Source organism: Paracidovorax citrulli (genome assembly GCF_900100305.1).
Lineage (GTDB): Bacteria > Pseudomonadota > Gammaproteobacteria > Burkholderiales > Burkholderiaceae_C > Paracidovorax > Paracidovorax citrulli.
Window position 1 is genome coordinate 1 of sequence record NZ_FNEY01000015.1, and the last position, 17,276, is coordinate 17,276.

16 protein-coding genes are annotated in these 17,276 nt (G+C 69.2%); 8 read left to right on the forward strand and 8 right to left on the reverse strand.

The features are described from left to right. The 3 genes from BLR99_RS11705 to BLR99_RS11715 form a co-directional block, all read left to right on the forward strand. A partial coding sequence (locus BLR99_RS11705) for a peptidoglycan-binding domain-containing protein (RefSeq protein ID WP_139160158.1) occupies positions 1-545 on the forward strand: 545 nt, incomplete at its 5' end. Positions 546-607: 62 nt separating this feature from the next. Further along, positions 608-1,150, forward strand: coding sequence for a hypothetical protein (locus BLR99_RS11710; protein WP_046060431.1), 543 nt, complete (start codon positions 608-610; stop codon positions 1,148-1,150). A 124-nt stretch (positions 1,151-1,274) separates the two neighbouring features. Then, positions 1,275-2,129, forward strand: coding sequence for a hypothetical protein (locus tag BLR99_RS11715; RefSeq protein WP_041827240.1), 855 nt, complete (start codon positions 1,275-1,277; stop codon positions 2,127-2,129). A 31-nt stretch (positions 2,130-2,160) separates the two neighbouring features. Here the strand turns inward: BLR99_RS11715 and BLR99_RS11720 are convergent, their stop codons facing one another. From BLR99_RS11720 to metK, 6 genes are all read right to left on the reverse strand, one after another. Then, positions 2,161-3,207 (reverse strand): bifunctional nicotinamide-nucleotide adenylyltransferase/Nudix hydroxylase, encoded by a 1,047-nt coding sequence (locus BLR99_RS11720; protein ID WP_011794130.1) that lies wholly within the window; start codon positions 3,205-3,207, stop codon positions 2,161-2,163. A 90-nt stretch (positions 3,208-3,297) separates the two neighbouring features. Next, positions 3,298-4,998: an NAD+ synthase gene (locus BLR99_RS11725; RefSeq protein WP_046060432.1), complete on the reverse strand. Its 1,701-nt coding sequence runs from the start codon at positions 4,996-4,998 to the stop codon at positions 3,298-3,300. A gap of 40 nt (positions 4,999-5,038) precedes the next feature. After that, on the reverse strand, positions 5,039-6,235 hold the full coding sequence (pncB, locus tag BLR99_RS11730) for a nicotinate phosphoribosyltransferase (RefSeq protein WP_011794132.1): 1,197 nt from the start codon (positions 6,233-6,235) through the stop codon (positions 5,039-5,041). Between the two features lie 50 nt (positions 6,236-6,285). Next, a complete protein-coding gene (locus tag BLR99_RS11735; protein WP_046060433.1) occupies positions 6,286-7,152 on the reverse strand; it encodes a cysteine hydrolase family protein in 867 nt (288 codons plus the stop codon). Between the two features lie 253 nt (positions 7,153-7,405). After that, the gene (locus BLR99_RS11740; RefSeq protein ID WP_011794134.1) at positions 7,406-7,591 is read right to left on the reverse strand and encodes a DUF1328 domain-containing protein; all 186 of its coding nucleotides are present in this window, start codon (positions 7,589-7,591) and stop codon (positions 7,406-7,408) included. A gap of 298 nt (positions 7,592-7,889) precedes the next feature. Continuing rightward, positions 7,890-9,071: a methionine adenosyltransferase gene (metK, locus tag BLR99_RS11745; protein WP_011794135.1), complete on the reverse strand. Its 1,182-nt coding sequence runs from the start codon at positions 9,069-9,071 to the stop codon at positions 7,890-7,892. Positions 9,072-9,225: 154 nt separating this feature from the next. On the opposite strand from metK, the gene BLR99_RS11750 reads away from it, so the two are divergent. Together BLR99_RS11750 and BLR99_RS11755 are read left to right on the forward strand one after the other, a co-directional pair. Further along, entirely contained in the window at positions 9,226-10,089 is an 864-nt protein-coding gene (locus BLR99_RS11750) for a lysophospholipid acyltransferase family protein (RefSeq protein WP_011794136.1), read from the forward strand. Then, positions 10,086-10,958 carry a lysophospholipid acyltransferase family protein gene (locus tag BLR99_RS11755; protein ID WP_011794137.1) on the forward strand — a complete coding sequence of 291 codons (873 nt, stop codon included), beginning with the start codon at positions 10,086-10,088 and terminating at the stop codon, positions 10,956-10,958. The genes BLR99_RS11750 and BLR99_RS11755 overlap by 4 nt, the downstream gene beginning before the upstream one ends. A gap of 35 nt (positions 10,959-10,993) precedes the next feature. Here the strand turns inward: BLR99_RS11755 and BLR99_RS11760 are convergent, their stop codons facing one another. Beyond that, on the reverse strand, positions 10,994-11,920 hold the full coding sequence (locus BLR99_RS11760) for an alpha/beta fold hydrolase (protein ID WP_011794138.1): 927 nt from the start codon (positions 11,918-11,920) through the stop codon (positions 10,994-10,996). Between the two features lie 49 nt (positions 11,921-11,969). Beyond that, on the reverse strand, positions 11,970-12,731 hold the full coding sequence (gene yihA, locus BLR99_RS11765) for a ribosome biogenesis GTP-binding protein YihA/YsxC (RefSeq protein WP_011794139.1): 762 nt from the start codon (positions 12,729-12,731) through the stop codon (positions 11,970-11,972). A gap of 92 nt (positions 12,732-12,823) precedes the next feature. Here yihA and BLR99_RS11770 point away from each other — a divergent pair, with 92 nt between their 5' ends. The 3 genes from BLR99_RS11770 to ccsB all read left to right on the forward strand — a co-directional run bounded on the left by BLR99_RS11770 (position 12,824) and on the right by ccsB (position 17,214). Further along, complete coding sequence (locus tag BLR99_RS11770; protein WP_017439616.1) at positions 12,824-13,462, forward strand: c-type cytochrome; 639 nt, start codon at positions 12,824-12,826, stop codon at positions 13,460-13,462. A 222-nt stretch (positions 13,463-13,684) separates the two neighbouring features. Next, complete coding sequence (locus tag BLR99_RS11775; RefSeq protein ID WP_011794141.1) at positions 13,685-15,883, forward strand: cytochrome c biogenesis protein ResB; 2,199 nt, start codon at positions 13,685-13,687, stop codon at positions 15,881-15,883. Continuing rightward, positions 15,880-17,214 carry a c-type cytochrome biogenesis protein CcsB gene (ccsB, locus tag BLR99_RS11780; RefSeq protein ID WP_011794142.1) on the forward strand — a complete coding sequence of 445 codons (1,335 nt, stop codon included), beginning with the start codon at positions 15,880-15,882 and terminating at the stop codon, positions 17,212-17,214. Before BLR99_RS11775 ends, ccsB begins: the two co-directional genes overlap by 4 nt. Positions 17,215-17,276: the final 62 nt, after the last annotated feature.

Consider the following 17,276-nt stretch of genomic DNA (forward strand, 5'->3'; position numbering starts at 1 on the left):
GTGGCGGCGGCGGCCGGGCGATCGGCGCGCTGGGCGGAGCGCTGAAGACGCGCGAGGCCAGCGCGATGCTGACGCTGGTGGACAACCGCTCGGGCGTGCAGGTGTCGGTGTCGGAGGGCAGCGCGTCCAAGAGCGACTTCGCGGGCTTCGGCGGCCTGTTCGGGGGCTCGGCCGGGGGCGGCCTCGGGGGCTATCAGAACACCTCGCAAGGCAAGGTGCTGACGGCGGCGTTCATGGATGCGTACAACCAAATGGTCATGGCGCTGCGCAACTACAAGGCGCAGAAGGTGCAGGGCCAGGGGCTGGGCGGTGGCGGCCGGCTGGGCGTGGACGGGGGCATGGCGCCGTCGCAGACGAAGGCGGGCGCGGCGATGTCGGTGCGCGAGGCGCAGGCGCGGCTGAACGCGCTGGGCTACGACGTGGGCGCGCCGGACGGGGGCATGGGCCCGAAGACGGCGAACGGGCTGCGGGCGTTCCAGAAGGACAAGGGCCTGCCGGTGACGGGGCGGCTGGACGCGGCCACGACCGACGCGCTCTCGCGTTGAGCGGGGCCACAACGGCTTCCCGGGCGTGGCGCTACACTCCGCGCCCGGAGGATCCCCCGAAAATGCGAACCACCGTCACGCGCGTCTGCCGCACGTCGCGCTCTGCCCTGGTACTGGCCGGCATTCTCGCCGCCGTACCCTGCCTTGCCGCATCTCCGCCTGGAGATCCTGCATTCACCCGGCCCGATCCCGTCCGCCTGCCCGACCGCCCCATGCTGCGGGCTTTTCTCGAGGAGCTGGGGCAGACGCGCCACGCGAACACCTTCTGCTTCGTGCAGCAGCGCCTGTCCCCCCCGGAAACGGCCGAAGACGGCACGAGCGTGCTGTCGATGCTCTGGCATGAAGGCGAGCGCATCTACCTCGTCAATCTCGTTCGTCCGGGCCAGCGCTATCAGCCGGTGGAAGACTCCGCGGGCGAAGGCCGTGCGCTGGCGTCCTCCAGCGGCAGCGTGGACCTCAAGACCGACGTCGTCCCGACCGAAGCCGACGTGGGCTCCAGCACGACCCTGGTGAGCCGTGCCTGGGTCGAACGCCTGAAGGCCCAGTGCCGCCGCTTGGGCACGACGATCCGGGTGCCGGCCTTCACGCCGCGGCGCACACCGTAAGTCTGGGCACTCCGCGCGCCGTCCGGCAACGCACTCCTTCGCTCTTGCATCTGTCATGGCTCGTCCCTGGTGCCTGTTCCGGCACGGGACATGCCGCCTCCATCCGCCACCTTTCCCGCCACCCATGCCCAATGCCCTGCTGAAATACGCCTACGATGCGCCACTGCCCGCATCCATCACCCTGGTGGAGGGCAATGCGCTGCGGGTCAAGCTCGAATCCATCGAAAAGCGGTACACGCTGGTGGCGGTGAGCGATTTTCCGAACGTGCTGGAAGTCACGGCCACCCAGCACAATGCGCGGGCGGATTCCTGGGCGTTCACCGTGACGGCCCGCAGCGCCGGCAATGCCAAGCTGGCGGTGCAGGTCCAGCGCGGCGCCGGTGCCCCGGCCCTGACCATCACCCCCGCGCTGGTGAGCATTTCCGTGAAGCGCAAGACGGTACTGCCCGACCCGGACTCGGACGAGGGCTTGCTGGTGCGCCTCTTTCTCGTCGAGGTGCCCGCGCCGCAGGAGTGGCGGGCCGCTGGCATCGGCGGACCGGAGGAGGCGCTGGAAATCATGCGCATGATGCGCCGGGTGATCGTCAACCGGCTGCAATCCGGCAACACGCGGGAGTTCATGGCGGCGGGTGCGCGCGACATCCGCGGCATCGTCACCGCGAGCGATGGCGGCAGCGTGCAGTTCGCGGGCTTCGACAGCTATCCGAACATCGCCGGCGCCAAGCAGAAGATGATCGAATCCCGCATGGCCATCGTCAACGACGCCACCAATGCCGCTTGGCATGCCAAGTACGCGGCCTTCTACGAGGCGGCGCTCACGGCCGCGACCGAGCCGCTGCCGGCGGATCCCAGCCCCACGGGGCTTTTCGGCTGGCGCACCGAAGGGCGGGGCGCTCCTTCCCCAGAATACCGGGCCTTCCGATCGCTGGGGCGCAATACCTTCTTCACGCACCAGCGGTACCGCATCGGCGGCCGCTGAGGCGGATGGCCGGGGGGGGGGGCGTGCCGCGTCAGCCGGCCGCCGGCTCGCTCGTCAGCCCGAGGAAATGGTCCAGCATGTGGAAGTGGTCCTCGAAAAAGGCCTCTTCCAGCGCGGCCAGCTGCGTGATGGGAAACCACTCCACCTGCGCCGCGTCGTCGTCCGCGCGCACGTCGGGAAAGGGGTCGCCCTCCAGGTCGAAATAGTGCGCGTGCGTGATGGTGCGTCCGCGCTGGCTGCGGTCCGGGTGGTCGAACACGGCCACCTCCCGTAGCGCGGCGCGCATGCGCGCTTCGGGCAGCGCGCAATGCGTCTCCTCGGCCAGTTCGCGCAGGCAGGACTGCCAGACGGTTTCTCGCTGCTCGATGAAGCCCCCAGGTGCGGCCAGCTGCCCCTTGCCCGGCGCGTGCGCGCGGCGGATGAGCAGCACGTGGTCCTGGCAGCGCAGCACGGCATCCACGGTCACGAACACCGGCGGATAGGGCGCCTTCGCCCAGGCTTCGCGGTAGTCGCGCAGCATGCGCCACTCCTCCTGCAGGGCCGCGTAATGCGGGGCCTGGGCGAAGGCGCGCAGGAAGTCGATGGTGCTGTCGGGCATCTGCTCCGCGAGCAGCCCCAGCGCGGCGAGCAGCGTGTCCGGCGTGGCGCCGAAATACGCATCCCTGATGGCGGTGGCGTCGATGCTGCCCTGCCGCTCCACCGCGATGAGCTGCCAGCCCGGGAAGCGCCGCAGGTAGCTGCTGGTGGCGTCCTTGAAGTGGCCCACCAGCCCGATGCGCGCATCGGGCCGCACGTGCCGCGACACCGCCTGCAGCACGGCCGCCACCCAGGCCAGTTCGTTGTAGTGGTCGCGCACGGGCAGCACGGTGAGGCGGGCGCGGTCCGCCTCGGGCAGGGCATTGCGCAGCATGGCTTCGCGCTCCTGCCAGGTGAACGGGTTCTTGGGCGAGCGCGCCTGCCAGGCCGAGCCCATGATGACGATGGCATGGCGGGCGCTGTCGAGCGCACGGCGCAGCAGGGCCAGGTGGCCGTTGTGGACGGGCTCGAAGCGCCCGATGAGGATGGCGTTGTCGTACATGGATGCGGATGCGATGAGGGAAGCCCGCGGGCGGGACGCGCCCGGCGGGGCTGCAGGGCCACTGCGGCAAATGTAGCCGTGCCGGCGCGGTCAGACGTACTTCGCCGCGATCGGCATCTGCCGGCCGTTGCCGAAGGCCTTGGCGCGCACGCGCAGTATGGGCGGCGCCTGGCGGCGCTTGTACTCGTTGCGCGCGATCATCCGGCGCACCCGGTGCACCAGCGCGCGGCCGGCCTCGTCATGCTGCAGGCGGGCGGCGAAGTCGCGCGCATCGGCATACTCGGCATGCGAGAGGCCCTCGCCTTCGATGAGGAGCTTGAGCACCTGGTCCAGCACCGGATAGGGCGGCAGGCTGTCCACGTCCCGCTGGCCGGGAGCCAGTTCGGCCGACGGCTCCTTTTCGATGATGGCCTGGGGAATCAGTTCGCGGCCGGCGTGCGCGTTGACGTGGCGGGACAGCTCGAACACCTCGGTCTTGTAGAGATCGCCCAGCAGCCCCAGGCCGCCGTTCGTGTCGCCGTAGAGCGTGCAATAGCCCACCGAAATCTCCGACTTGTTGCCCGTGGTGAGCAGCAGGTGCCCGAAGGCGTTCGAATACTCCATCAGGATGGTGCCGCGGATGCGTGCCTGCAGGTTCTCCAGCGGCAGTCCTTCGAGCGACTGGCCGAAGCTGGCCTCGAACTGCGCGGCATAGCCCGCCACGAGGTCCGCGATGGGGTGCGTGTGCAGCCGGATGCCGAGGTTGCGGCAGAGCGCCACCGAATCGTCCACCGATCCGCTGGAGGAAAAGCGCGAGGGCATGGTCACCGCTATGACATTCTCCGCGCCCATCGCCTCGGCGGCGAGCGCCAGGGTCAGGGCGCTGTCGATACCGCCCGAACTGCCGACCACCACCTGCCCGAAGCCGCAGCGCCGCGCGTAGTCGCGCAGGCCGAGCACGATCTGCTGGCGGTAGAAGTCCATGGTGGGCAGGCCCTCCCGCGGCACGGGCGGCAGGGGGCCGCCATCCGCGGAGCGGAAGCGCCCGCCCTCCAGGCACAGGGTGCGCACGTCTTCGGCGAACCGCGGCGCCTCGAAGACCACGCCCGCCTCCGGCTCCGCCGCGAACGACGCACCGTCATAGACGATCTGGTCCTGGCCGCCGACCTGGTTCACATAGACCACCGGCAGGCCGTGGCGCCGCGCGGCGTCGCCGAATACTTGGTGCCGGACCTCGCGCTTGCCGATGTGGCTGGGGCTGGCATTGATGCTCACCACCAGGTCCGGCGCGGCATCGGCCAGGCGCTGGAAGGGGTTGGTGGCGTAGTCGGCCACGGCGTCGTTCCAGCCGTCCTCGCAGACCATGAAGCCGATCTGCGCGTGGCCGATGCGCAGCACGCGCGCCACGTCGGGGCCGGGCTCGAAATGGCGGCGTTCGTCGAAGATGTTGTAGGTGGGCAGCAATTGCTTGGCGTAGGTGAGGCGGATCGCTCCGTCCCGCAGCACCAGCAGGCTGTTGTGCAGGCGCTTGCCGGGGCCCTGCGCGCGCGTGGGCGTGCCCACCACCCAATGCAGCCCCGGCGTGGCGCGCGAAGCGTCCTGCAGCGCGGCGATGCCGGCGTCCACGCGCTCCATGAAACCGGACTCTTCCAGCATGTCGCCGGGGTAGTAGCCGCACAGCGCCAGCTCGGTGAACACCACCAGGTCGGCACCGGCCTGCGCCGCCTGTCGGGCGGCGTCGGTCATCCGCTGCACGTTGCCTTCGATGTCGCCCACGGTGAGGTTGAGCTGGGCAAGGGTGATCCGGAGCATGTCGTTTCCTTGGAGGTTGTTGGGGGCAAGGCGAAAAGGCTCAGGCCTCGGGCGGCAGGCCGAATACCTGCCGCAGGTAGGCGAGGTAGGTTTCATCGTCGCACAGCGTCTTGCCCGGGCTGTCGGACAGTTTCGCAACCGGCTGGCCATTGGCACGCACGATTTTCATGACGATGTTGAGCGGGCGCGGCCCCAGGTCGTTGCTGAGCTGCGTGCCGATGCCGAAGCCCAGCTGCACACGGTCGCCGAAGTGGCGGTGGAGCGCCAGCGCGCGCTCCACGTCGAGCCCGTCGGAGAACACCAGGCGCTTGCCGTGTGCGTCGATGCGCAGCCGCGCATAGTGCGCCAGGGCCTTTTCGCCCCAGGCGACCGGGTCGCCCGAGTCGTGCCGCAGGCCGTCGAAGAGCTTGGCGAAGTACAGGTCGAAATCCGCGAGGAAGGCGTCCATGCCGACCGTGTCGGTGAGCGCGATGCCGAGGTCGCCGCGGTATTCCTGCACCCAGTCCTCCAGTGCCGCCTTCTGGAAATCGCGCAGCCGCACGCCCAGCGCCTGGTAGCTCTGCAGGTACTCGTGGGCCATGGTGCCGATGGGCACCAGTTGCAGATCGCGGGCCAGCAGCACGTTCGATGTGCCCTTGAACCATTGCGGAGCCTGCGCGGCGAAGGTCTGCACCACCTCGCGCTGCCAGGCGGCGCCGTAGCGCCGGCGCAGGCCGAAGTCGAACATCTCGAACGGATGGGTACGCGGCGCCTCCGCTGCCAGCGCCCGCACCCGCGCGATCTTCGCGGTCAGCCGGCGGCGGCCTTCCCGCAGCACGTCCGCGCCACCGCCGAGCCGGCGGAAATACAGCTCGTTCACGATGGCCAGCACGAAGATCTCGAAGCCCATCACATGCACCTGCGGCCCGCGTGCCACGATCGACAGCTGCTCCCCTTCCGCGCGCGCCTCGATGAAGGCGCGCTGGAACTGGAAGATGCGCAGGAAATCCACGAAATCGCTCTTGATGTAGCGCAGCCCGCCGAGGTAATCCAGCTCGTCCGGGGAGAAGCGCAAGGCGCACAGTGCGTCCAGTTCCGCGTTGACCTGCGGCAGCAGTTCCGCGAGCGGAAAAGCCGGCGCATTGCGGCAGACGAAGCGATACTCCGCCTGCGTCTGCGGGTGGCGGTGCAGCAACGCCTGCCACATCGTGAACTTGTAGAGGTCGGTGTCCAGCAGGCTCTGGATGATCGGTGCCATGCGTGCGTGCTCCTGGAAGGCTGGAAGAAGGAAAGGCCGGGCGGCCCGCGCTAGGCAGCCCAATCGTCCGCGGCCGCGAGCCGCACGCCCTGCGCGCGCATCGCTTCGAGGAAAGCGCCCTGCTGGCTCTCGAAACCATGTACCGGGCTCATGCAGTCGGTCAGCAGCACGACGCGCGACGGCGTCCAGCCCGGCTGCAGGCGCGGCAGGTGTTGCACGATGTGCTCTGTGGTGGCGCGCACGCAGTGGCTGCCGGCCTCCCCGGCGATCACCAGGCACTCCGCCGCGCCCACGCGCCGCAGCAGCGGCATGTTCAGCGCGGTCGCCGGATCCTGCGGGTCGGGCACCTCGGCCTCGATCGCGCTGTAGTGCTCGGTCCATGGATTCATGCCCTTGAACACGGCCTGCACGGCCCGTCCACGCACGGCCTGCCACTGCGCGCAGGCCGCCAGCACCTCGGCATGTACGCCGTGGCCCCAGCTTCCTATCTCGCAGTGCACCGGCCACACCATGAGGGTATGGCGGCCCTGGGCTTCCAGCGCGTCCAGATACGCCAGCACGCGGGGCAGGGCGCCGGCATCGCGCGGCAGGAACGCGCCGTCGCGTACCTGCGCGGCGGTAATCGGCGTGAAGGGTTGTACGTCTCCGCCTTCGCGCGCCCGCCAGAAGAGAGGATGGGCGACGTCGTAGCGCTGGTGCGAATCCAGCGTGACGGTCACTGCGTCCAGACGGCTGGCGACGCGCCGTACGAACGAAGCCAGCCGCTGCATGTCGCCGTGCGCACCGGCCACCGGCAGCGATGGGGCCAGAGGAGCGCCGCTGGCGGGATCGACGGGGCACCAGTCCGCGGGCAGGTCGCAGAAATCGTTCTGGGGATCGATGGCCAGCAGATGCAGGGGGATGGAGGGACTGGTCATGGCGGTGTCCGTGGGAAAGGGCGATGAGGCCATTCTAGTTAGTTAGTTTATTTGTGCAACTAAGTTGGCGGTAAAAAGATGCAACGCGCGCTCCTTCTCATCTGCGCAAGAAGCGTGCTCCGTACGACGCCGGGCCACAAACAAGCATGCCCGGCCCGCTTCGCCTCCCCGCATGTGCAGAAGGCGAAGCGGACCGGGCATGCCGGGCTGGCTGGACCTGGGCCCGTCGTGCGGCTGCGGGAGCGCCAGGCGGTTACTTCATCACACTGCGCGCGGCGCCCACGCCGAGCACGGCCAGCACGATGAAGATGACCGCGACCACGAGGAACAGGAAGAACAGGATCTTGGCGATGCCCGCCGCGCCCGCGGCCACGCCGCTGAAGCCGAGCGCGCCGGCGATGAGGGAGATGATGGCGAAAATGATGGCGTACTTCAGCATGGTGTCGCTCCGTTGACGGTGGGGCCGTTGCCGGGCGGCTGTGCCGCCTTCTTTGCACCGGGTGTCTCGATCATCGCGAGCGGTTCAAGCGAGCGCCGTCGGCATGCCCTGACTGCCGGTGTAGGAGCGGGCGCAACGAAAAAGCCGCCGACCCGTGCGGGGGCGGCGGCTTGGCGGAGTGCGGTGAAGGGCAGGGGAAGGCTTGCGGCTCCGGCACGGCCCTATGGGCCTTCACATCGCTGGCGCGATGTGAGCCTGCGCCGCAAGGCGGCCGAACCCGCTGCGCGGGTTGCCGGGCTTACAGCCCGGCCGCTGCGCGCAGCGCGGCCGCCTTGTCCGTCTTTTCCCAGGTGAACTCGGGTTCCTCGCGGCCGAAGTGGCCGTAGGCGGCGGTCTTTTCGTAGATCGGGCGCAGCAGGTCGAGCATCTGGATGATGCCCTTGGGCCGCAGGTCGAAATGCTCCTGCACCAGCGCGGCGATCTTCTCGTCCGGGATCACGCCCGTGCCCTCGGTGTAGACGGTGACGTTGATCGGGCGGGCCACGCCGATGGCATAGCTCACCTGGATCTGGCACTGGCGCGCCAGGCCCGCGGCCACGATGTTCTTGGCCACGTAGCGCGCGGCGTAGGCGGCCGAGCGGTCCACCTTCGTCGGGTCCTTGCCGCTGAAGGCGCCGCCGCCGTGGGGGCAGGCGCCGCCGTAGGTATCGACGATGATCTTGCGGCCCGTCAGGCCGCAGTCGCCCTGCGGGCCGCCGATGACGAAGCGGCCCGTGGGGTTGATCAGGTACTTCGTCTCCTGCAGCCACTCCTTGGGCAGCACGGGCTTGATGATCTCCTCGATCACCGCCTCGATGAAGCTGGCCTTCATCCTGGTGGCGGTCTCGGACTGGTCGGGATGGTGCTGGGTGGACAGCACCACGGTATCGATGCTGTGGGGCTTGCCGTCCACGTAGCGCATCGTCACCTGGCTCTTGGCGTCCGGGCGCAGGAAGGGCAGGCGGCCGTCCTTGCGCAACTGGGCCTGGCGCTCGACCAGGCGGTGCGCGTAGTAGATGGGCGCGGGCATCAGCTCGGGCGTTTCGTCGCAGGCGTAGCCGAACATCAGGCCCTGGTCGCCGGCGCCGGTGTTCAGGTGGTCGTCGCTGGCATGGTCCACGCCCTGGGCGATGTCGTTGCTCTGCTTGTCGTAGGCCACCAGCACCGCGCAGCCCTTGTAATCGATGCCGTAGTCGGTGTTGTCGTAGCCGATGCGCTTGATGGTGTCGCGCGCCACCTGGATGTAATCCACGTGGGCATTGGTGGTGATCTCGCCGGCCAGCACGACGAGGCCGGTGTTGGTCAGCGTTTCGGCGGCCACGCGGCTGCGGGGATCCTCGCGGAAGATCGCGTCGAGGATGGCGTCGGAGATCTGGTCCGCCACCTTGTCGGGGTGGCCTTCGGACACCGATTCCGACGTGAAGAGAAAGTCGTTCGCCATTTGAATAAACTCCTGTGCTTTTTGGCATTTTGGGCGTTGCCCTCAGCCTTGTGGAGCCGTGGCGAACGCTTTAGCAGAGTTGTTTAACGTCGCCCTGCAAGTTGCTCATTTAACTCAGCGACCCCGCCATTCTACCGACACGGATCTGTCACCGATGCCCCCCGCGTTCCGCTTCTTCGCCCGATGGCCATTGCCTGCGCTCCATGCGCTGGGCGCGGTGCTGGGCTGGATCGCGTTCCTCGCGTCGCCCACCTACCGCCGCCGCTTCCTCGCCAATGCTCGCCTGGCCGGCTATCCCTTCGTGCGCGTGCGCGCCGCGGTGGCCCACGCGGGCCGCATGGCGGCCGAGCTGCCGCGCCTGTGGCTGCGCGCCGAGGCGCCGCCGTTCCGCATGGAGGGGGCGGAGTGCGTGGAACAGGCCTGGGCGGCTGGCCGGGGCATCGTCTTCCTCACGCCGCACATCGGCTGCTTCGAGCTGTCGGTGCAGATCGCGGCGCGGCGCTGGGCCGGGGAGCACGGCCCCGTTACGGTACTCTACCGGCCCGCCCGGCAGGCCTGGCTCGCGGAACTCATGCGCACGGCGCGCGACCGGCCAGGGATCCGGGCAGTGCCCACCACGCTCTCGGGCGTGCGGCAGATGATCAAGGCGCTGCGCCGCGGCGAGGCCGTGGGCCTGCTGCCCGACCAGGTGCCGCCCGAAGGGCAGGGTCTTTGGGCGCCGTTCTTCGGACTGCCGGCCTATACGATGACGCTCGCCGCCCGCCTGGTGCAGCAGACAGGCGCCACGGTGGTCCTGGCACGCTGCGAGCGCCTGCCGCGCGGCCGCGGCTACGTGCTGCACCTCGAGCCCCTGGCCGAGCCGCTTTCCCCTTCCCTCGAAACCGCCGTCCTGCAGATCAACCAATCCATGGAACGCATCATCCGACACTCTCCCGACCAATACCTCTGGGGCTACGGGCGCTACAAGCAACCGCGGGCCGAGGCATCCACGCCGGCCGTGCCGGGAGCGGACGCATGACGGCGGGGCGCTTCAATCTCGCCTGCATGCGCGTGCTCGCCCGCCTGCCCCTGCCCGTGCTGCGGGCCCTGGGCTGGGTGCTGGGGCAGGTGATCTACGTGCTGGCCAAGCCGCGTCGCAAGATAGCGCTGCGCAACCTGGAGCTGTGCTTTCCCGAGGCGAGCGCCGCGCAGCGGCGAGCGTGGGCGCGCGAAACCTTCGTGCGCTTCTGCCAGGCCTGGCTGGACCGCAGCTGGCTCTGGATGGCACCACGGTCGGTGGTGGAAAAGCGCCTGGAAATCCACGGCGCGCTCGACGAACTCGAAGGCGATACACCCACGATCATCCTGGCGCCGCATTTCCTGGGCATGGACGCCGCGGGAACCGCGCTCACGCTGCAGACCGACCGGGCCTTCACCTCCATCTTCACCCCGCATCCCGATCCGGACATCGATGCCTGGCTGTTCGCGGGCCGCCAGCGCTTCGGCAACGTGCGCATGCTCAACCGGGGAGACGGCGTCAAGCCCATCCTGAGCGGGCTGCGCAAGGGGGGGCTGCTGTACCTGCTGCCGGACATGGATTTCGGGCCCAACGACTCGGTGTTCGTGCCCTTCTACGGCATGTCGGCCGCCACCATCACTTCGCTGTCGCGCTTCGCGCGGCTGGGCCGGGCCAAGGTGGTGCCGCTCATCGGGCGCATCACGCCGCGCGGCTACAGCGCGGAAATGATGCCGGCCTGGCAGAACTACCCCACCGACGACATCGAGGCCGACACCGCCCGCATGAACCGCGAACTGCAGCAGTGGATCGACACCATGCCGGGCCAGTATTACTGGGTGCACCGGCGCTTCAAGTCGCGTCCTGCGGGCGAGCCGTCCGTCTATCGCTGAAGCCGGCCGACCGCTGCCGTGCCTGGCAGCGGCAGCTACTGCTGGCGCGTCTCCTTCAGGAAATCCCCGATCTCGCGCGCCACGCGTTCCGGCTGCTCGTGCACGATCCAGTGCGACGCGCCCGGTACCGTGCGCAACCGCAGCGCTGGCACCCAGCGCTCCAGCCCGTCGAGCAGGCCCGGGCGCAGCGCCGGGTCTTCCAGGCCCCACAGCACCAGCGTGGGCAGGGTGATGCCGAGCATGCCATCCGGCAGCTCGACGGCGGCCGCATGCGGCTCGCCCTCGCGCGGCGGCCGCAGCGGGCTGGCCCGGTAGTAGTTGCAGGGGCCCGTGAGGCCTTCGTCCCAGGTTGCGCGGTAGCGGCCCCGCAGCTCGGGCGTGAGCCATCCGGGGGCGCTCCCGTCGGGGCGGTCGAAAAAGCCGAAGAGCCGACGGTAGCCGTCCTCCGCCAGCAGGGCCTCGGCGTCGGGCCGGCAGAGGAAGTGCATGTATTCGCTGGCCTTTTGCTGCTCGGGGCTGTGCTGCAGTTCCCGCAGGAAGGTGCCGGGATGGGGCGAGTTCACGATCACCAGGCGCTCCAGCAGGTCGGGCCGCTGGTTCGCCAGGTTCCAGGCCACCGCTCCGCCCCAGTCGTGCGCGACCAGGGCGGCGAGCCGGCCGCCGGCTGCGGCGGGACCGCATTCCGCCTCGATGAGCGCTGCCAGATCCTGCACGAGGTGTTTGGCCCGGTAGGCCTCCACGGCCTGCGGGCTGCTGGAGGGCGCGAAGCCGCGCAGGAAGGGCGCCACGCAGCGGTAGGCACCGTTCTCGGGGCGTGCGAAATGCTCCAGCATCCCGTCCCAGATGAAGGCGCCCTCGGGGAAACCGTGCAGGAAAACCAGGACGGGGCGCCCGGCATCGCCGCGGGTGCGGCAGTGCAGGGTGATGCCGTGGGGCAGCGGGTGGAGCGTGGTGTCGGTCATGTGCGCGGCGGTCCGTGGGGCCACCCGCGCGGATCGTCCGCGCGGGTCGTCAGGAGGTTGCGGAATCCTCGGGGCCGGGCGCGGGGTCGGCGGGCGGCTGCAGGCCCTCCTGCGGCCCGGCCGCTGCGGCCGGCGTCCCGTCCAGGGGGTGCGACCATTGCCACAGCAGTTGCGCGACCTCGTCCACGCCCTGCTTCTTGAGGGCCGAGAACATCTTCACCTCCCCGCCGCCCGCCTGCAGTCGCGTGATGGACAGCACCTTGGCCTGCTCGGCGCGCGTGAGCTTGTCGGCCTTGGTGAGCAGCACCAGGAATTTCAGGCCGGCTTCCACCCGGGGCCGCACCGCCTCCAGCAGCGCCTCGTCCAGCTCGGTCAGGCCCAGGCGCGGGTCGCACAGCAGCACGATGCCCGTGAGGCTCTCGCGGCTCACGAGGTAGTTCACCATCACCTGCTGCCAGCGCTGCTTGTCCGATCGCGACACGGCCGCATAGCCGTAGCCGGGCAGGTCGGCCAGCACCGCGTCGGTCACGCCCTGGCGGCCCAGGGCGAACAGGTTGATGTGCTGCGTGCGCCCCGGCTTCTTGGAGGCGAACGCGAGCTGCTTTTGCTGCGTCAGCGTGTTGATGCAGGTGGACTTGCCCGCGTTGGAGCGCCCGACGAAGGCGAATTCGGGGACGTGGATGGCCGGCAGGTGGTGCAGCTGCGCGGCGGTGGTGAGGAAGCGGGCCGTGTGCATCCATCCCACGGCGACCTTGGCGTCGGGTGCGGGCGGAAGCGAGCCAGCAACTGGCGCATGTGATGTAGTCGTCATAAATGGGGGTTAGCAGGGAGACGCCCGCGAAGTGCCGCATTGTAAGATTGACGGGCTTTGCGGCCCCCCTTCTACAACACAGAACCCCCGATATGAAGAAACTGCTTGCTCCCATGCTGATGGCTGCCGCGCTGGCGGTGGCCGCCTTCCCGGCCTCGGCCCAGGCACCCGCGGCGGGACAGAAGGCGGGCAAGCCGGACCTGGTCAAGGGCGAGGCCGGCTTCGCCACGGTGTGCGCGGCCTGCCATGCGGCCGACGGCAACTCCACCATCGTGGCCAACCCCAAGCTGGCGCAGCAGCACCCCGAATACCTCGTCAAGCAGCTGCAGGAGTTCAAGTCCGGCAAGCGCAGCGACCCGGTGATGCAGGGCATCGCCGCCACGTTGTCGGAAGACGACATGCGCAACATCGCCTGGTGGGCGGCCGGCAAGCAGGCCAAGCCCGGCTTCGCCAAGGACAAGGACCTCGTCGCGCTGGGCGAGCGCATCTACCGTGGCGGCATCGCCGACCGCAACATCGCCGCCTGCGCGGGCTGCCACAGCCCCAACGGAGCCGGCATCCCGGCCCAGTACCCGCGCCTGTCGGGCCAGCATGCCGACTACACGGCCAAGCAGCTGGCCGCGTTCCGCGACGGCAAGCGCGCCAACAGCGTGCAGATGACCCAGGTCGCCGCCAAGCTCAACGACCGCGAGATCCGCGCCGTGGCGGACTACATCGCCGGCCTGCGCTGAACTCCTTCCTCCCCGCGCACCCTGCGGGAATCCCGGGAGCCCCGGCGCTTGATTTGCGTCAAAATCCCCCCGGTTGGCCCCCCGGCCTTCCGGAACCTGCCGCCGATAATCACACCCAAGACGGGCGGGCCCATCTGAACGGATGGCCCGCCTTTTCCGTTTTCAGGGCCCTGCCGCTCCCATCCTCCCCGCCAGCCGCACGCTTTCCGCCTGTCCGTTTCCATGTCCGACACCGTCCACGGCCACCCGCATTCGTCCCGCACAGCACCCGCGCGGGCCCTGGTCGAGCTGCTGTCGTCCATGCGTTTCGCGATCTCGCTGCTCACGGTGATCTGCATCGCCTCGGTGATCGGCACCGTGCTCAAGCAGCACGAGCCCGCGGCGAACTACGTGAACCAGTTCGGGCCCTTCTGGTCCGAGCTGTTCCTGGCACTGCGGCTGAATGCGGTGTACAGCGCGTGGTGGTTCCTGCTGATCCTCGCCTTTCTGGTGACCAGCACTTCGCTGTGCATTGCCCGCAACGCGCCGCGCTATCTCGCCGACCTGCGCAGCTACAAGGAAAACGTCCGGGAGCAGAGCCTGAAGGCCTTCCACCACCGCGCGCACGCGGTGCTCGGCGCCGAGGCGCCGGAAGCCGCGGCACGGCGCATCGGGGGGCTGCTGGCCGGCGGCGGCTGGAAGGTCCGCCTGCAGCAGCGTGACACCGCCGCCGGGCCGGGAACGGGGTGGATGGTGGCCGCCAAGGCGGGGGCCGCCAACAAGATCGGCTATATCGCCGCGCACAGCGCCATCGTGCTCATCTGCCTGGGGGGCCTGCTGGACGGCGACCTGATCGTGCGCGCCCAGATGTGGCTCGGGGGCAAGGCGCCGTACACTGGCGGAGGGATGGTTTCCGAGGTGGGGGCGGAGCACCGGCTCTCCGAACGCAATCCCACCTTCCGGGGCAATCTGTTCGTGGCCGAGGGCACCCAGTCCGGCACCGCCATCCTGAACCAGTCCGACGGCGTGCTGCTGCAGGAGCTTCCGTTTTCCATCGAACTGAAGAAATTCATCGTGGAGCACTACTCCACCGGCATGCCCAAGCTCTTCGCGAGCGAGATCGTCATCCACGACAAGGCCACGGGCGAATCCGTGCCCGCCCGCGTGGAAGTGAACCACCCCGCCAGCTACCGCGGCATCGAGATCTACCAGTCGAGCTTCGACGACGGCGGCTCCCTGCTCAAGCTGCGGGCCGTGCCCATGGCGCCGGGCGTGCGGCCGTTCGAGGTGGAAGGAACCGTGGGCGGCTCCACGCGCATCGAGCGCGCCGGCACCGGGGACAAGGGTGCGGATGCCGGGCAGGCCCTCACGCTGGAATTTACGGGGCTGCGCACCATCAACGTCGAGAACTTCGGCGCTGTACCTGGGACTGGCGGTTCCGGCGCGGATGTGCGCAAGGTGGACCTGCGGCATTCCATCGAGTCGCGCCTCGGGGCTGGCAACAAGACCGCCACGCCGAAAGAGCTGCGCAACGTCGGCCCGAGCGTCACCTACAAGCTGCGCGACGCCGCCGGCCAGGCGCGCGAATTCCACAACTACATGCTGCCGGTGGACACTGGCGACGGCCAGCCGGTGTTCCTGCTGGGCGTGCGGGAGACCCCGGCCGACCCCTTCCGGTTCCTGCGCGTGCCAGTGGATGACCAGGGCCGAATGGATGGCTTCCTGCGCATGCGCATGGCGCTGGCCGACCCTGCACTCCGCGAGCAGGCGGTGCGGCGCTACGTGGCCCATGCGGTGGACGGCTCCCGGCCCGAACTGGCCGATCAGCTGGCGCAGTCCACGCTGCGCGCACTGTCGATCTTCGCCGGTGCCGCGGAGCCCGGCAAGACTGCCGCGGGCAGCCCGCAGCGCGGCGGGCTGCAGGCCATCTCGGAATTCATGGAGGCGAACGTGCCTTCCGCCGAGCGCGAGCGGGCCGGCGAGGTGCTGATCCGCATCCTGAACGGCGCGCTGTTCGAGCTCGCCCAGCTGACGCGCGAGCGCGCGGGCCTCGCCCCCCTGCCGCAGGACGAGGCCACCCGCGCCTTCATGACGCAGGCCGTGCTGTCGCTCAGCGATGCCCAGGCCTATCCCGCGCCGATGGCGTTCGAACTGGCGGATTTCAAGCAGGTGCAGGCCAGCGTGTTCCAGGTGGCGCGCGCCCCGGGAAAGAACGTGGTGTACCTGGGCTGCGCGCTGCTGATCCTGGGCGTGTTCGCGATGCTCTACGTGCGCGAGCGGCGCGTATGGGTGTGGCTGGCGCCGGCCGGGAACGGCGACGGGGCCGACGCCACCATGGCACTGTCCACCAACCGCAAGACCCTGGACGGCGACCGCGAATTCGCCCGGCTCACCGAGAAACTCATCGGGGCCCGGCCCCACCACGGAGGCATCACCGCATGAACACGGCGACCACCACCATCACCCTGAGCGAAGGCTATTTCGCGCGCCGCAACTGGTTCGACTGGGTGTTCGCGGCCATCGTGGCGGCGGGCGGCCTCTATGCCCTGCAGCGCTACGGCGCCTTCATGGATGTGTACGAGAAGGGCATCCTGCTCGGTGCCATCCCCTGCACGGTCTGGCTGGGATGGTTCTGGCGTCCGCTGCGCACGCTGATGCTGGCGGTGGCGGCGTTCGCGTTGCTCGCCATCGGCCTCTACCAGCAGGACGGCGCGGGCAGCCTCGCGCGCGCGGATACCGTGTTCGGTCTCAAGTACTTCCTCTCCAGCCAGTCCGCCATCCTCTGGATGAGCATGCTGTTCTTCATCAGCACGGTCTTCTACTGGCTGGGCATGTTCGCCCGGGGCGAGCGCGGCACGCTCTCCCTGCTGGGCTCGCGCATCGCCTGGGTGGCGATCGCCATGGCGCTGATCGGCACGCTGGTGCGCTGGTACGAGAGCTACCTCATCGGGCCGGACATCGGCCACATCCCCGTGAGCAACCTCTACGAGGTCTTCGTGCTCTTCTGCTGGATGACGGCCGCGTTCTATCTCTATTACGAGGAGCAGTACGCGACGCGCGCGCTCGGCGGCTTCGTCATGCTGGTGGTCAGCGCGGCCGTGGGATTCCTGCTCTGGTACACCGTCGTGCGGGAAGCCCACGAGATCCAGCCCCTGGTGCCGGCCTTGAAGAGCTGGTGGATGAAGCTGCACGTGCCTGCCAACTTCATCGGCTACGGCACGTTCGCGCTGGCCGCCATGGTCGCGTTCGCTTACCTCGTCAAGCAACAAGCCGGCGAGACGCGGTGGTGGAAGCTCGCGCCGCTGTGGATGCTGGGTGTGGTGCTGTGCTTCGAGCCCATCGTGTTCCGCCAGAGCGCGGCCGAGAACGGCGGCAGCTACTGGATGGTGTATTTCGGCATTTCCGCGCTCATCGTCGCCGGCATCCTCCTGGGCCGCCGGCGCATCGCCGAGCGCCTGCCGTCCTTCGAGGTGCTCGACGACGTGATGTACAAGGCCATCGCCGTCGGCTTCGCCTTCTTCACCATCGCCACCGTGCTGGGTGCCCTCTGGGCGGCCGAGGCCTGGGGCGGTTACTGGAGCTGGGATCCGAAGGAGACCTGGGCGCTCATCGTCTGGCTCAACTATGCGGCCTGGCTGCACATGCGGCTGATGAAGGGGTTGCGCGGCACGGTGTCGGCCTGGTGGGCGCTGGTGGGCCTCGGGGTGACCACCTTCGCGTTCCTGGGGGTCAACATGTGGCTCTCCGGGCTGCACAGCTACGGAACGTTGTAGCGCGGGATGAGTCTCTCGGAGGGTTCGGCGCGTATAACCGGGGGCTTCCCCCCAGGGCGCCC

Coding starts and splice junctions, on each gene's coding strand:
- BLR99_RS11755 (WP_011794137.1), top strand. CDS start 10,086: ATGACGGCGGGGCGCTTCAATCTCGCCTGCATGCGCGTGCTCGCCCGC.
- metK (WP_011794135.1), bottom strand. CDS start 9,071: ATGGCGAACGACTTTCTCTTCACGTCGGAATCGGTGTCCGAAGGCCAC.
- BLR99_RS11740 (WP_011794134.1), bottom strand. CDS start 7,591: ATGCTGAAGTACGCCATCATTTTCGCCATCATCTCCCTCATCGCCGGC.
- BLR99_RS11760 (WP_011794138.1), bottom strand. CDS start 11,920: ATGACCGACACCACGCTCCACCCGCTGCCCCACGGCATCACCCTGCAC.
- pncB (WP_011794132.1), bottom strand. CDS start 6,235: ATGGCACCGATCATCCAGAGCCTGCTGGACACCGACCTCTACAAGTTC.
- BLR99_RS11725 (WP_046060432.1), bottom strand. CDS start 4,998: ATGCTCCGGATCACCCTTGCCCAGCTCAACCTCACCGTGGGCGACATC.
- BLR99_RS11710 (WP_046060431.1), top strand. CDS start 608: ATGCGAACCACCGTCACGCGCGTCTGCCGCACGTCGCGCTCTGCCCTG.
- ccsB (WP_011794142.1), top strand. CDS start 15,880: ATGAACACGGCGACCACCACCATCACCCTGAGCGAAGGCTATTTCGCG.
- BLR99_RS11775 (WP_011794141.1), top strand. CDS start 13,685: ATGTCCGACACCGTCCACGGCCACCCGCATTCGTCCCGCACAGCACCC.
- yihA (WP_011794139.1), bottom strand. CDS start 12,731: ATGACGACTACATCACATGCGCCAGTTGCTGGCTCGCTTCCGCCCGCA.
- BLR99_RS11735 (WP_046060433.1), bottom strand. CDS start 7,152: ATGACCAGTCCCTCCATCCCCCTGCATCTGCTGGCCATCGATCCCCAG.
- BLR99_RS11770 (WP_017439616.1), top strand. CDS start 12,824: ATGAAGAAACTGCTTGCTCCCATGCTGATGGCTGCCGCGCTGGCGGTG.
- BLR99_RS11715 (WP_041827240.1), top strand. CDS start 1,275: ATGCCCAATGCCCTGCTGAAATACGCCTACGATGCGCCACTGCCCGCA.
- BLR99_RS11720 (WP_011794130.1), bottom strand. CDS start 3,207: ATGTACGACAACGCCATCCTCATCGGGCGCTTCGAGCCCGTCCACAAC.
- BLR99_RS11750 (WP_011794136.1), top strand. CDS start 9,226: ATGCCCCCCGCGTTCCGCTTCTTCGCCCGATGGCCATTGCCTGCGCTC.